Annotated in this window: 19 protein-coding genes; 11 read left to right on the forward strand and 8 right to left on the reverse strand. The window is 34.9% G+C overall.

What is annotated here, in order from left to right:
- Window positions 1-2 precede the first annotated feature (2 nt).
- Complete coding sequence (locus tag BM227_RS08940; protein ID WP_092913154.1) at window positions 3-689, forward strand: hypothetical protein; 687 nt, start codon at window positions 3-5, stop codon at window positions 687-689.
- Here the strand turns inward: BM227_RS08940 and BM227_RS08945 are convergent.
- From BM227_RS08945 to hemL, 3 genes are read right to left on the reverse strand one after another with little or no spacing between them, the layout of a single operon-like run.
- Entirely contained in the window at window positions 679-1,182 is a 504-nt protein-coding gene (locus BM227_RS08945) for a hypothetical protein (RefSeq protein WP_092913156.1), read from the reverse strand. The genes BM227_RS08940 and BM227_RS08945 overlap by 11 nt on opposite strands.
- Window positions 1,172-1,459, reverse strand: coding sequence for an AtpZ/AtpI family protein (locus BM227_RS08950; protein WP_092913158.1), 288 nt, complete (start codon window positions 1,457-1,459; stop codon window positions 1,172-1,174). The genes BM227_RS08945 and BM227_RS08950 overlap by 11 nt, the downstream gene beginning before the upstream one ends.
- Window positions 1,456-2,742, reverse strand: a complete 1,287-nt coding sequence (gene hemL / locus BM227_RS08955) for a glutamate-1-semialdehyde 2,1-aminomutase (RefSeq protein ID WP_092913160.1) — start codon at window positions 2,740-2,742, stop codon at window positions 1,456-1,458. Before hemL ends, BM227_RS08950 begins: the two co-directional genes overlap by 4 nt.
- An 86-nt stretch (window positions 2,743-2,828) precedes the next feature.
- Here hemL and BM227_RS13055 point away from each other — a divergent pair, with 86 nt between their 5' ends.
- Entirely contained in the window at window positions 2,829-3,758 is a 930-nt protein-coding gene (locus BM227_RS13055) for an energy transducer TonB (RefSeq protein ID WP_245757048.1), read from the forward strand.
- A 14-nt stretch (window positions 3,759-3,772) separates the two neighbouring features.
- Here BM227_RS13055 and BM227_RS08965 read toward each other — a convergent pair whose 3' ends face one another.
- From BM227_RS08965 to BM227_RS08975, 3 genes are all read right to left on the reverse strand, one after another.
- On the reverse strand, window positions 3,773-4,978 hold the full coding sequence (locus tag BM227_RS08965) for an ATP-binding protein (RefSeq protein ID WP_092913162.1): 1,206 nt from the start codon (window positions 4,976-4,978) through the stop codon (window positions 3,773-3,775).
- 75 nt (window positions 4,979-5,053) lie between these two features.
- Window positions 5,054-5,983 carry an HpcH/HpaI aldolase/citrate lyase family protein gene (locus BM227_RS08970; RefSeq protein WP_092913164.1) on the reverse strand — a complete coding sequence of 310 codons (930 nt, stop codon included), beginning with the start codon at window positions 5,981-5,983 and terminating at the stop codon, window positions 5,054-5,056.
- The gene (locus BM227_RS08975) at window positions 5,984-6,316 is read right to left on the reverse strand and encodes a c-type cytochrome (protein ID WP_245757049.1); all 333 of its coding nucleotides are present in this window, start codon (window positions 6,314-6,316) and stop codon (window positions 5,984-5,986) included. It abuts the gene before it with no gap.
- A gap of 84 nt (window positions 6,317-6,400) precedes the next feature.
- On the opposite strand from BM227_RS08975, the gene folD reads away from it, so the two are divergent.
- From folD to BM227_RS09020, 9 genes are all read left to right on the forward strand, one after another.
- Window positions 6,401-7,246, forward strand: coding sequence for a bifunctional methylenetetrahydrofolate dehydrogenase/methenyltetrahydrofolate cyclohydrolase FolD (folD, locus tag BM227_RS08980; protein WP_092913166.1), 846 nt, complete (start codon window positions 6,401-6,403; stop codon window positions 7,244-7,246).
- Between the two features lie 20 nt (window positions 7,247-7,266).
- Window positions 7,267-8,085: a signal peptidase I gene (gene lepB / locus BM227_RS08985; protein ID WP_425431722.1), complete on the forward strand. Its 819-nt coding sequence runs from the start codon at window positions 7,267-7,269 to the stop codon at window positions 8,083-8,085.
- Window positions 8,075-8,725 carry a site-2 protease family protein gene (locus BM227_RS08990; RefSeq protein WP_218147935.1) on the forward strand — a complete coding sequence of 217 codons (651 nt, stop codon included), beginning with the start codon at window positions 8,075-8,077 and terminating at the stop codon, window positions 8,723-8,725. Before lepB ends, BM227_RS08990 begins: the two co-directional genes overlap by 11 nt.
- A 26-nt stretch (window positions 8,726-8,751) precedes the next feature.
- On the forward strand, window positions 8,752-9,201 hold the full coding sequence (gene rpiB, locus BM227_RS08995) for a ribose 5-phosphate isomerase B (RefSeq protein ID WP_092913168.1): 450 nt from the start codon (window positions 8,752-8,754) through the stop codon (window positions 9,199-9,201).
- Window positions 9,202-9,302: 101 nt separating this feature from the next.
- Complete coding sequence (locus BM227_RS09000; protein WP_092913170.1) at window positions 9,303-9,635, forward strand: hypothetical protein; 333 nt, start codon at window positions 9,303-9,305, stop codon at window positions 9,633-9,635.
- A gap of 10 nt (window positions 9,636-9,645) precedes the next feature.
- Window positions 9,646-10,197: an adenine phosphoribosyltransferase gene (locus BM227_RS09005; RefSeq protein WP_092913172.1), complete on the forward strand. Its 552-nt coding sequence runs from the start codon at window positions 9,646-9,648 to the stop codon at window positions 10,195-10,197.
- Window positions 10,197-11,402 (forward strand): tryptophan synthase subunit beta, encoded by a 1,206-nt coding sequence (gene trpB / locus BM227_RS09010; RefSeq protein WP_092913174.1) that lies wholly within the window; start codon window positions 10,197-10,199, stop codon window positions 11,400-11,402. Before BM227_RS09005 ends, trpB begins: the two co-directional genes overlap by 1 nt.
- Window positions 11,403-11,413: 11 nt before the next feature.
- Entirely contained in the window at window positions 11,414-12,031 is a 618-nt protein-coding gene (locus BM227_RS09015; RefSeq protein ID WP_092913176.1) for a DedA family protein, read from the forward strand.
- Entirely contained in the window at window positions 11,997-13,469 is a 1,473-nt protein-coding gene (locus BM227_RS09020; protein WP_092913178.1) for a leucyl aminopeptidase, read from the forward strand. Before BM227_RS09015 ends, BM227_RS09020 begins: the two co-directional genes overlap by 35 nt.
- A gap of 54 nt (window positions 13,470-13,523) precedes the next feature.
- Here the strand turns inward: BM227_RS09020 and BM227_RS09025 are convergent, their stop codons facing one another.
- Both BM227_RS09025 and BM227_RS09030 read right to left on the reverse strand, forming a co-directional pair.
- Window positions 13,524-13,766, reverse strand: a complete 243-nt coding sequence (locus BM227_RS09025) for a DUF2442 domain-containing protein (RefSeq protein WP_092913180.1) — start codon at window positions 13,764-13,766, stop codon at window positions 13,524-13,526.
- Window positions 13,750-13,977, reverse strand: coding sequence for a DUF4160 domain-containing protein (locus BM227_RS09030; RefSeq protein WP_092913181.1), 228 nt, complete (start codon window positions 13,975-13,977; stop codon window positions 13,750-13,752). Before BM227_RS09030 ends, BM227_RS09025 begins: the two co-directional genes overlap by 17 nt.
- Window positions 13,978-14,390 lie beyond the last annotated feature (413 nt).

Raw genomic sequence — 14,390 nt, forward strand, 5'->3', positions numbered from 1 at the left:
TAATGGATTTTTACGAAAAGTGGCTTGAGTATGACTACAATCCATGGATACTCTTTGACAGTAACGGCAGAGTAAAAACATTAAATCAAGAAGCTCAATTTCTTCTTGCTGAAGTAACAGCCAGTGAAGTCTTTGAACTGGCTGTTACTTATGCCAATCAGTCTTACGGCTTTAAAACAACAATGATAGACCTGGAATTTGGGAAATATGAGTTTTTTGGCATAATGGTTGGCTATGAGGATAATGAAAATATAGCCATTAGGCTTTACCAAAGACCTCCTGAACGCATTTCAGAACCTCATCTTCAAAAGCTCTCTTCTCATAATATCTACACTCTTATTAACCTGGCAATAAGCACAAGCTCTATAAATAGAAAACATGGCTTTACTACAACTCTTGACCCAGCTTTTCCTGAAATAAAAATAGACCCGGAAGTATTTGTAAAAATATTGAATGACATTATTGCGTGTATGGAAGATAGTGATACAGTAGACATTCAGCTATCACTAAAAACAGGCGAAACAATAAAGTTTGACGGCAAACGACACCCTATCTTTCAATTATCAATTTATGGTAACTTAAAACCTGAGTGCAATATTCCACTTTTAAAGAAGTTGGCCACCAAGCTTAATGGCTATATTGTAAAAAAGGCAGACCATATAAGCATAGAAGCCCCTCTTATCGTCTAAAATAGAGATACCCTGCTACAAGCAAAGGTGCTACTGTACTGCCTAAAAGAAAAACAACTGCATCAAAAATATCTGCTGAAATTAACTTATAAACAGTTACTATTAAAATAACATATGCAATCAAACGATAAATAGAAATAGCTGGTTTTGAAGTTTTAATTATAGCCTTTAAACCTCTTTTAGAGCGTTTTAAACGAAGTTTCTCCTCTTTTAAAAGCTCTTTTGGATCATCTGGAACTTCATTCTCTTCATCCCATAACCCATATTTATCATCTATCTGTTCAGTAATATCGGGCAAATTATGATTAGTTGTCACTTCATCTGCACCATCTACCAATCTATAGTAACCAAATGCTGAAGCAGCTACAACCAGCATAGCACTAATATAACCTGCTGTAGCATTTATTAGTGCTATTTGACCGCCCGTGAACCAGGCTGAGCCAGCTAGTATAATCAATACAAAAAAAGCAAGAATCGATATATTACGAATCATCGTTATCATCAATGTTAGAGTAATTTTTATATTTTGGATCGTTTTTTAATTCATCCAAAGATTTCACCTGTTTTTTATATGCTTTATAGACATTCAAAATTGCAGCTGCAACTCCCCAGAAAACTCCAAGCCATAAAAGCCAGGGAACACCAAAAAGGTTTTTCATCCCTATGCCTAGAGCTATGCCTATAAGAACGGCAACGACCATTGAAATACCTAAAGAGAGGTCATAAGCCCCCTCCACTACTTTTTTGACTTTAGGTTTATCTTGACTCATTTTAGAGTTCCCATAACTTCCCTAGCATTTCTAATAGTCTCATCAATCATTACATCCGTTGTTTTTGTAGAGATAAATCCAGTTTCAAACTGACTGCAAGCAAAATAAAAACCTCGATCAAGCATTGCCTGGTGGAATTTTGCAAAACGATCTGTATCACTATTTAGAGCATCATCAAAGTTTTTAACTGGTCTATCATTAAAGAAGAAACCAAACATACTTCCTCGAACATCAACTTGCAAAGGAATTCCATTATCATCAGCAGCACTCTTAAGACCATTAACTAAGCGTTCTGCTCTCATTTGTAAAACTTCATAAATTGCTACATCTGCTTTAAGTTGGCGAATTTGAGCAAGTCCTGCTGCCATTGCTACCGGATTACCGCTAAGAGTTCCAGCTTGATAGACAGGACCTTCTGGACTAAGCTTGCTCATAATGTCAGTTCGTCCACCAAATGCTCCAACTGGCATACCACCGCCTATAACTTTTCCTAAAGTTACTAAGTCAGGCTTGACTTCTGTTAAACCTTGAGCACCGGTAAGTGAAGCTCTAAATCCACTCATAACCTCATCAAAAATTAGCAATGCTCCATTTGCATCACACAATTCTCTAAGCTCTTTTAAAAACTCTTCATCTGCAGGAACAAGCCCCATATTTCCTGCAATTGGCTCAATAACAACACAAGCAATATTGTCACTTGCTTCAAAGCATCTCTTTACACTCTCAATATCGTTATAATCAGCCAAAAGTGTGTGTTTGGCAAAATCACCAGGCACACCCGGTGAATTTGGTGCTCCAAATGTAGCTGCACCACTGCCTGCTTGTACCAGCAATGAATCGCTGTGTCCGTGATAGCACCCTTTGAACTTAACAATGTCATCACGTCCTGTAAATCCGCGTGCCAATCTAATAGCACTCATAACTGCTTCTGTACCGCTGTTTACAAATCGTACTTTATCAATAGCAGGAAAAAGTTCAACAATCTCTTTTGCAAGCTCAGTCTCTAAAAGTGTTGGTGCACCAAAACTAAGCCCACGTCTTAATGTTTCAATTACAGCAGCCTCTACCGTAGGATCGCAATGTCCAAAAATAAGTGGTCCCCAACTCTGTACGAAATCCACATATCTGTTACCATCAATATCAACTAAGTAACCACCTTCTCCTCGCTCAATAAAAGGAGGTGTACCGCCAACGCTTCCAAAAGCACGTACAGGAGAATCAACACCACCAGGAATTACCTTTTTTGCTTCTGCATATGCCTCTATGCTTTTAGTATGCTTCATTAATATTTTCCTTATATTTTTTTCTTTGAATTATATGCAAAATGCGGTTAATAAAGTATAATACAATACTTTTTTTAAGGCTAAGAATGAATCGACGAAAATTTTTAACATTACTTTTGTCACTGTTCATTCATCTACTGCTTTTTATTTCTCTATGGATCCTTTTACCTAAAGAGAAAAAAGAGTTAAACTCATCAGGTGCAAAACGCGTACAACTGAATCTTAGTGATTTTGTCATACCTAAGCCTGAAAAACCAAACCAAAAAGCTGAATCTCTAAAATCTAAGACTCAAACTAAGCCAAAACCCAAAAAAGTGAAAAAAAAGATCATTCAAAATTCAAAACCTAATATCCAAAATTTAAAAAAAACACCTACTATTCCTAAAAAAAAGCCCACTGTTAAAGAAAAGCCTAAAAAAAGTGTAAAAAAAATCAAACAAAAAGAGTTAAATAAAACAAAGCCTAAACTTTTAAAAAAACCTACTATTAAACAGAAACCAAAAAATGAACACAAAACTTTTAAAGAAACTAATTCAACATCTAATATTCAACATCAAACATCAAAAAAAGATGCACTATCTGCATTAGCTGGAGCATTAGGAGCTCCTGCAATGGAAGAACCAACACCAAAGCCTCCTTCAATCGATCAAATAAACAACAGCTTTTCTCAAAGAGAGTTTTACGCTCTATATAAAGATGAGTTTGATCACTTTTCTCCTGACCAGAAAAAATTTATTAAAAATAATCTTGCTAGGATTCAGGGAATTACTCAACACTATCTTACAGTTAGAGGTTATCCATATTTTGCAGGAAGAATGGGACAGCAAGGTACAAATGTAGTAGAGTTTTATCTACTTCCAAATGGAGATATAACAGACTTAAAAATCATAACCCCAACTGGTTATGAGCAGTTAGACCAAAACTCTTTAGATACTATTAAAGCTGCATATAAAGATTACCCAAGACCAAAAGAGAAGACTAAAATAAGATTCTATATACACTACTCAATCTATTAATAAGGATACATAACTTAATACAAAAATCCAAATAACCAAAGAGGTATCTTATTGCCAAATCCTATCTCAATATCATCTATTGCTAAAAAACTATTGGCTATATCTTTTATTTGAGTAAAGTCTTTATTTTTACCGCCTATCTCTACTACATATTTTTCATCTACTAAAAAATCACCTCTATCTACAAAATAGATGGAGTAATTAAAAGAGATCATTGAACTAAAAAAAGTCTCTCTAATTGTTCCTATGTCACTATTTTTACAAAGTGTACTTAGTAAATTTGTATTTGATAGATAGAGTTTATCTGGTTTTTGAAGTGTTTTAAATCTTTTTGCTTCATAAATGATGTGTCTAAGAAGTTCTGCACGATGTAGGTACTCTATATATTTATAAAGTGTGGCTTTTGATATACCTATGGTTTTAGATAATTTTTCTATAGAGAGTTCAAGTGGTTTTGAAAGACAGATAGATAAAAGTAACTTTTTTAGTTTTTCTATCTTTAATGCATTTACTCCATAAAGCATTGCAATATCAGTAAACAAAACAGTGTTTATAGTGTCATTTATTTTTTGATAGTAGCTTGGCTTATCACTAAAATAGAAAGGGTATGCTCCTTTATTTTGATACTCTTTAAAAATTTTTAGTATCTTTTTATCATCTAACTTTGTTAATATCTCATCAGCTATTTTAGTATGATTTGAAACTATTTCATCTAAGCTAAATGAGTTTAAATTAATTCCATACTCAAGTGCAATGTATTCTCTAAGTGAAAGAATTGGTAAATGAAACATTGAGTATCTTCTAGCAAATGAAGCATTTGTAAGTTTAATAGCACTGCTTCCGCTAAAGATAACTTTGATGTCTAAAAAGTCATAAATAGATTTTAGATTCTGTTCAAAATCTTTTGCTTCATGTATCTCATCTATCAATATACACTTTCCGCCATATTTATAAAAGTACTCTACCAATTCAAAGAGATTGATTCCGCTTAAAAGTATGTGATCGCAAGAGATATAGAGTATTTCATCGCTCTCATACTCAAGCTTTTTTGCAAGTTGTAGCAAAAGTGTAGTTTTACCAACACCTCTACTGCCATAGATACCTATGTGCTTTGATGGTGAGTTTAGCAGATTTTTTAGTAAAAATCTCTCATATGTTGGCAATTTTTGGCGAAGTTTGTCTTGATATAGTTCTTTTAATCTTAAAAAAAGAGTTTCCACTTTTTAGCCTTTATAGTTTAAAGCATTAAACGATTATAGTCATATATGGTTTAGTGTATTATTAAAGCTTAAATTTCAATCTATCGATTCCAAAAGCCTTTTGGCACCTTTGTATATTGGTTCATCCACAAAGCCGTAAATATCGCTTACAATGCTGCTGTTATCTGGCTTTGCTTCAAAAAGTTTGACAATCTCTCTAGCTCTTTCAATCTCCTCAACTTCAGGTTGAAAAATGGAGTTTGCTATGTTAACTTGTGTCGGAGAGATGCACCCTTTTGCGTGAAACCCCATACTCTTTTCATACCTGCACCACTCTTTAAATGAGTCGTTATCGTTATGATCTTGAAAAACAAATGAAACAGGCAATACATTAGAAGCTAAAGAGTTAGTCAAAAAATGGGCAAGAATATAATCTATTGTAGGATTTGAACGCTCTATTATTCTATGTGGCAATCCCATATCTGCAAGAAGGTCTAATATACCAAGATAGTATGCTTCAACTCTGCTCTCAACACGCAAACTAGATAGATTTTGCCAAGCCTCTTTTGTCTCTATGGAGAGATGAACTTTTATTTTTGGATCTATTAAAGTTAAAGCCTTTTCAACATCTTTTTTAGATCTAATCTTTGGAACACGAATAGCATCAGGACGAAACTGATTTAAAAAATCTATCTCTCTATCACCGCCCTCATCTAAAGAATTTATACGAACAACTGTTAATGAATTAATTCTCTTTAGATGAGAAAGAAAAAGAGCAGCCAAACGTAATGCCATAGGTTTTTGTGCCGGTGCTACTCCATCTTCCAAATTCAGTATTACAACATCTGCTTCAAGTTCATCAAGCTTATTTAAATGCTTTAATTTATGTGCTGAAAGCATTAGTGCTGTTCTTATGAAAGTTGGTTGAAATCTTACAGGTTGTTCACCTTTACAAAGTTTTTCTACTGCTTTTATATCACTCTTTTTTATCAACTCTTGTAACTCATCAAGCTCTTTAAAAACCATCTAATCACCTTTGTTTGATAGAAAATAGGCTAACGCTTCTATTTCTGAGTCAGTCAAAAAGTACGTTGGCATCACTTTATGACGCTTAAATAGACTCTTTTTAAGATCTTTTATACTTTTATTCCTAATATTTGGTCCACGTAATGACTTTGTTTTGCCATCTTCTTTATATTTTGCAATCAAAGCACCACTACCATCTTTCCCATGACAATGAACACATCCTATTCCTCGAGGATTGTTGTATAACATCTGTCCATACTCATATTGTGTAATAAATGAATCTTCAGATTTTAGTACAAGAAAGGTTATAAATAGAAAAAACAGATTTTTCAATTTTTAATTCTCCATTCTCAATTAAAAATTAATGAACTTTTAGATACTATTTTACCCGATACTATCATAATTCAAGGTTACACAATGCAGATAATCGACGGCAAAAAACTAGCCAAAGAGATCCGCGAGCAAATTGCGAAAGAGGTTGAAGAGTTAAAGCAAACTAAAAATATTACACCGGGACTTGCAGTAGTTTTGGTAGGTGATGATCCGGCAAGCCACGCATATGTAAAGATGAAAGCCAAGGCTTGTAAAGAGGCAGGCATATACTCCATTACACACGAAATGCCATCATCTATAAGTCAAGACGAGATTGAAAAAACAATACTAATGATGAACCAAAATCCAAATATAGACGGAATTTTGGTACAGTTACCACTGCCTTCACACATTGATACAACAAAGATTTTAGAGCTTATTGATCCAAAAAAAGATGTTGACGGCTTTCATGCCTATAACTTCGGTCGATTAATGACAGGACTTGACGGTTTTGTACCTTGTACTCCATTAGGTGTTATGGAGATGTTAAAAACGTACAACATTGATCCAAAAGGTAAAGATGCCTGTATAGTTGGGGCTAGTAACATAGTTGGCAAACCAATGGCTGCACTGTTGCTTAATGCATTTGCTACAGTTGACATATGTCATATCTATACAAAAGATCTTGCAGAGCACACAAAACGTGCAGATATTTTAGTAGTTGGTGTAGGTAAAGCTGGATTAATCACTGAAGATATGGTAAAAGATGGAGCAATAGTGATTGACATTGGTATTAACCGTTTAGAAGATGGCTCTTTGGTTGGAGATGTAGATTATGAAGCTGTAGCTCCAAAGTGTAGCTACATAACACCAGTACCAGGCGGAGTTGGACCAATGACAATTGCAATGCTTCTTAAAAATACGCTAAAAGCAGCAAAAGAGAGAGCATGAGTCCAATAGAACAAAATCCTATGCCAACACCAGATAGCAGTGACTTAGATATTAGCTCATCTAAACACTCATCAGATAATCTGTTTATGAAACTATACCATTTTTCCAATACCTGGACAGGTACACTTATAATTGTTTTAATGGTTATCTTTTTCGTTGCACAAGCATTTGTAATTCCTAGTGGGTCAATGAAAAATACTCTACTTGTTGGTGACTATCTGTTTGTAAAAAAATATGTCTATGGAGTACCTGTACCACACATCCCTTGGCTTGAAATTCCAGTATGGTTTGACAGTGACGGTGATGGTCATATTATTAAAGGGGAAGGTCCTAAACGGGGTGATATTGTAATATTTAGATATCCTCGTAATGAAAAGATTCACTATGTCAAAAGATGCGTAGCTGTAGAGGGTGATATACTATTTGTACACAATAAAGAACTTTACCTTCATCCACATGAAGGCAATGAATATGTTATAGCCCACTATCCAAATGCTGAAACTGTGAAAATAGACGGTATGATTTTTGTAAAAAACCCTTACCGAAAAGAGTTTCCAGGAATTCACAATGATCCAAATGTAATTCCCGACGGATATCAGCCTATGGAAATATTTGAGTTTGGTCCTATAAAAGTTGAAAAAGATCATTGGTTTATGATGGGTGACAACCGTGATCACTCAAATGACAGCAGATTTTGGGGAAGTGTACCATACCGACTTATCGTTGGAAAACCTTGGTTTATCTATTTTAGTTGGGATAAAGATCATATAATCAGATGGGATCGTGTAGGTAGAAATGTAGAAACATTACAGAAAGAATTTCCACGTTATGTTGAGTGAGCTTGATATCATAAAAATATTGGCAACTATTGTATCATTAATGATTGCCATCATAGGGCATGAAATAATGCATGGATATGTTGCCTATAAATATGGTGACTCAACAGCAAAGGATGCTGGAAGACTAAGCATAAATCCAATAGTTCACGTAGACCCTATAGGAACTATTTTAGTTCCTGCAGTACTTTATATAAGCGGAGCTCCATTTCTATTTGGTTGGGCAAAACCTGTTCCTGTAAATATTCAAACTGTTATTTATAATGGTGGATATAAAGCTGGAATAGCAGTAGCGTTAGCAGGTGTTACCTACAACTTCATTCTTGCAATAGCTGCCTCTATTTTATTAGGATTTTTAGAAACACAACAACATTCGCTTGGCAGTGCACTTCTTGCAATATTTTTAATGTATTCAGTAATTTATAATATTGTACTTGGTGTTTTTAATTTATGGCCTTTCCCACCATTAGATGGCTCAAATGCTTTGCGATTTTTGGCAATGCAGTTTCGGTGGCAGCCAGTGGTTAATGTACTTAATAAAATTGAGCCTGTTGGAATGATTTTACTTATTATAATTATTGCCACACCGCTTAGTCAATGGTTTTTTATGCCGGCTCGCTGGCTTATTAATATTCTCTTATAAAAAATTACATTGAGAAGGAGGAAGAGATGAAATTTTATGTTGGAAGCGATCATGCAGGGTTTGCAGTAAAAGCACTAGTGTGCAACTATTTATCTTCAAAAGGTCATGAAGTTATTGATTTGGGACCAGATAGTGCTGATCGGGTAGATTACCCTGATTATGCTAAAAAAGTTGCTGATGCTGTTGTTGGCAATGAAGGAAGTTTTGGTATTTTAATTTGTGGAACTGGAATTGGAATGAGTATAGCAGCAAATAAAGTTGATGGTATTAGAGCAGCTCATTGTAATGATTATTACACAGCACAAATGGCAAGAGCACACAATAATGCGAATATCCTCTGCTTTGGAGAGAGAGTCTCTGGACCAGGAGTTATTGAGTCAATGCTTGACGCTTTTATAAATACTGAGTTTGAAGGTGGTCGTCACGAAAATCGTGTAGAAAAAATTATGTCATTAGAAGAGAGGCAAAATGCGTAAAAAAAAAGCAAGTCTCTTTGCTTTTTTAGTGTATTATGAGTTTTTAGAATGCATACTTGCATATAAAAACTCTGTGTACCGATTTAAAAAAGGAATTCTAAATGCTTTTTGACTGGAGTATCATCACACTAATTTCAATGCTCGCAATATTTCTGTTTGTCAAAATGTTCTACTTTAAAAACTTGACCATCAAAGAGCAAAAGAGCAATGATGTGATGAAAATGACACTCAAAGAGGCTGAACTTCTAATACGTAAATATCAGATACAATTGCAACGAGCAATAGGAAACATAGATGTTTTAAATGAGCAGATGATTAAACTGCGACATGAAATTAAAGCAGTAAAACAGCGTAACAGTCAATATCGTATTGAGAATGAAAAACTTCGTTCTAGAATAAAAGAGTTAGAATCACGCATTGAAGCACTTATATAAGGTAATGGCAATGAAAACATTAACAAACGATCAAAAAAAGTTCTTACTAGATTCAATAAGAGATATTCCAGATTTTCCAAAACCAGGCATACTATTTAAAGATATTACAACTCTTCTAAATAATGCAGAAGCCTTTTCTCTTCTTATGAATCATTTAGAAGAGCGTTACAAAGAGTTTAACCTTGACTTTATAGCTGGTATTGAAAGTAGAGGGTTTATTTTTGGCTCAGCCCTTGCAGCAAAACTTGGCATAGGTTTTGTACCTATTCGTAAAAAGAATAAACTTCCTTTTACAACTATTTCAGAAAAGTATGCACTTGAGTATGGAGTCGATGAAGTTGAAATTCACATAGATGCTTTCCGTGAAAAAAAAGGTGCTCGTGTACTTTTAATTGACGACCTTATTGCAACAGGTGGAACTGCAGAAGCAGCAGCAAAACTCATTAAAGCTGCCAATGCAGAGTGTGTTGAAGCCTGCTTTATCATAAACCTTACATTTCTTGATGGTAGAAAAAAACTTGATGAATTAACATCTGTATATTCCATATTAGAGATTGCCTAATGTATATACCTAAACCTCTTAAATTCGATCCGGATGAACTTGGACATTTTGGAATTTTTGGTGGACGCTATGTTCCTGAAACTCTTATGCCTATACTTAAAGAGCTAGAAAGTGCATACGAAGAGATTCGTTTTGACAAAACATTCTGGGAAGAAGCTCACTACTACCTAGAACATTATGTAGGACGGCCAAGCCCTCTATATTATGCTAAAAATATCTCTGAAGAGATTGGTGCAACGGTTTACTTGAAACGTGAGGACTTGAATCATACCGGTGCTCATAAAGTAAACAATACCATCTTGCAAGGTCTTATTGCCAAACGACTTGGAAAGAAAAAAGTTATAGCTGAAACAGGTGCGGGACAGCACGGAGTTGCAACAGCAACAATAGCAGCACTGCTTGGCTTAGAGTGTGAAATATTTATGGGTGCAAAAGATGTTGAGCGTCAAGAGCTTAATGTCTTTAGAATGAAACTTCTTGGTGCAAAGGTTCATGCTGTAGAGAGTGGTTCAAAAACATTAAAAGATGCAATGAATGATGCTATTCGATACTGGGTTACCAATGCTAGAGATACATTTTACATTATAGGTACAGTTGCTGGTCCTCACCCCTACCCTATGATGGTACGTGACTTTCAAGGTATCATTAGTTATGAAGCCAAAGCACAAATTTTAAAAGCTCAAAATCGTATGCCTGACTTTGTTATAGCCTGTATTGGCGGCGGCAGTAATGCAATGGGAATATTTGCACACTTTTTAGAAGAGCCTGAAACTACTTGCATTGGCATAGAGGCAGGCGGATTGGGGCTTGATACAGACAAACATGGCGCAAGTCTTGCAAAAGGGAGTCCCGGTGTCCTACATGGGCAAATGAGCTATCTCTTGCAAGATGAAGATGGACAAATTCTTGAAGCACACTCTATTTCAGCTGGACTAGACTATCCTGGTATTGGACCAGAACATGCTTATTTAAAAGATATAGGTGCTGCAGAGTATGACTCTATAACCGATCAAGAGGCACTTGATGCTTTTGTATGGCTAAGTCAAAAAGAGGGAATTATACCAGCATTTGAAAGCTCACATGCAATAGCTTACCTTAAAAAGATGGACCCTGAACGTATAAAAAATAAACTAATCATTGTTAACCTCTCAGGACGAGGCGACAAAGATATGATACAGGCTAAAGACCTGTTGCACTTTGATTAGGAAGTCAAAAAATGGAACAGTTTTTAATTAATGCTCTAACAGAGTATGGCTATATTATCCTCTTTATTTGGAGCATTATGGAGGGTGAACTGGGACTGGTAATGGCAGGTACAATGGTACATACAGGACATATGAATATGCCTACTGCAATTTTAGTAGCCGGTTTAGGAGGATTTGTAGGCGATCAAATCTATTTTTATATAGGAAGATACAACAAAAAGTGGATTCATCAATATCTAGCTAACCATCGCAGAAAGTTTGCACTGGCACATCTTCTTTTGAAAAAGTATGGATGGCCTGTAATATTTATACAACGATATCTATATGGATTAAGAACTATTATTCCTATGAGTATAGGACTTACACGTTATGATGCTAAAAAATTTGCTATTATAAACTTTGTCAGTGCGCAAGTGTGGGCAGCTATAACAATTATATTAGCCTATATTTTTGGTGAACAGATTATGCAAGTTATTGAGTATGCAAAACATCACTGGTATTTTGCACTACCTATAGCAGGTCTATTTTTTGCTGGTATCGCCTACACTTTCAAACGCATTGAAGATAATATATTAAAGAGGAGAGAGAAGCGATATGAAAATAGAAATAGTACCTCAGCTACGAAGTGAGATTAATGCAGATCTAGAAATTATCTGTGTTGTAAAAAAAGATTTAGATCATCCTTGGATTGAAGATAAAGAGACACTCCAACTTCTTGGATTTGAAGGTAGTCAGGATCAAACTTGTCTATTGGCACAAAGTAAACGCATCTATGTTGGTGCTGACTCCATTGATCATGATGACATTAGAAGTGCTTATGCTGCTGCTATAAAAGCTTTACGAAACACAAAAGTAGAACATGTAAAAACAGCTCTCTATCTTGGAGGAAATTTGATACAAAACCTTCAAGCTATGGTAGAGGGCATAATTTTAGGAGATTATGAGTTTGACACTTATAAGACAGAAAAAGCAAAACATCCTATTAAAAATGTAACAATAGCAGCTGAAGATTTTAATGGGAAAGAGATAGATATTGAACAAGCTAAAAAAGCTGTTGAAGATGCAATAACAGTAGCAAAAGCAACAAACTTTACTCGTGAAATCATCAATACTCCACCAGATGATATGACTCCTGTAAAATTAGCTGAAATAGCAACTACTTTAGCAGAAACAAATGGACTAGAGTGTACAGTCCTTGATGAAAAGGGTCTTGAAGAAGAAAAAATGGGTGCATTTTTAGCCGTCAGCCGTGCAAGTGCACATCCTCCAAGACTCATTCATTTAACATATAAACCTAAAGATGCAAAATATAAGATAGCTCTTGTAGGCAAAGGGCTTACTTATGACAGTGGCGGACTAAGTTTAAAACCATCTGATTATATGGTAACAATGAAGTCTGACAAATCAGGAGCTTGTGCTGTTCTTGGTATTATGAAAGCAGTAAGTGAATTAGGGCTTCCAGTTGAAGTTCATGGGATCATAGGTGCTACTGAAAATATGATAGGTGGAAATGCATATAAGCCTGATGATATTTTAAAAGCTAAAAATGGAAAAACTATTGAGATCCGTAATACTGATGCTGAAGGTCGTTTGGTACTTGCAGATTGTCTCTGCTATGCACAAGAGAAGGTAACTCCAGACTATCTATTTGACTTTGCAACACTAACTGGAGCTTGTGTAGTTGCACTTGGTGAATACACTACAGGCATAATGGGACACGACAGCAGACTTAAACACAGTTTTTCAAGAGCAGCAGCTAAAGCAGGAGAGCTTACAGGGACTCTTCCATTTAACCGTTATCTTAAAAAACTGCTAAAAAGCAGTGTAGCAGATGTCTGTAACATAAGCAGTTCAAGATATGGCGGAGCAATTACCGCTGCACTATTTTTAGATCACTTCATTGAAGAAGAGTATAAAGACAAATGGTTGCATCTTGATATAGCAGGTCCTGCTTTTGTAGAAAAAGAGTGGGGTTACAACCCAGCTGGAGCAAGCGGTGCAGGTGTTAGAATGACAATTAAATGGTTTGAGCAAATCATTAAAGAAGAGTGTACTGTAGTCTCATAAATTTTGTCTGTCATTGGGCATATTAATTGTCCAATGACTATTGTAATATTTTAATTATGCCACTTTCTCTTTTGAGCTCTCCAACATTCCCTCTATGCTAAGATGATAATCAAGCTCCTCCCATTCAATACCAGTTCCCATACAAATAAATTTATAGTTTTTGAGTTGTGATATTGTTGCCTCTTGTAATGGCTTATACCATTTCATAGGAGTAGAGATAATACGTTCATCTTCAAGTTTAACATGAAGATACTCATCATCAAAATGTAACTCTTTTGCTTTAATTAAACCATTCATTCCACTTCCTTTCAAAATCTTCTCTATGAACTGCTACTATTTTAAGTGCCTGTTTTATCTCTTTAGGCTTGAGATAGTTTTGTACTACTTTTAGGTTTTGCAACTCTATCTTAGCAAAACCTTCTCCTTTTATTACATGAATATGCATAGGTTCATGTTCGTTAGCATAAAAGAAAAACTTAAAACCATCTTGATTTAAAAGCGTAGGCATCTTTTTCCATTCAATGATATATAATTTATTATATCAAAATTATTCATTTTTCTTCAAAAAGTTGTTTTACCCAAATAAATCCATAAAATAAAAACCCACCTAATATTCCCTAAAAAACACATTTTTTGAAAAAATAAAATGCCTAAATATGCACCAAAATTATCTCTTACATATTTTTACTCCAAAGTTACTACATTTTGAACTATTTTTACGAAATTTCCTTGTTTTTTGACAATAGTATATTGTTATTATATTTTGAAATGCACTGATTTTTAGATTTAAAGTAGTCATTCTAAACTCATCTCATAAGCTTTGTGCCTTATATTTTGAAGTAGTTTGGCAAACTCTTCATTAACCTTTAAAGTGATTTTTCTTGCATGTGTAACTACCTTTCCAGCGATATTATATAGCTT

This window comes from Hydrogenimonas thermophila (genome assembly GCF_900115615.1).
Classification (GTDB): domain Bacteria; phylum Campylobacterota; class Campylobacteria; order Campylobacterales; family Hydrogenimonadaceae; genus Hydrogenimonas; species Hydrogenimonas thermophila.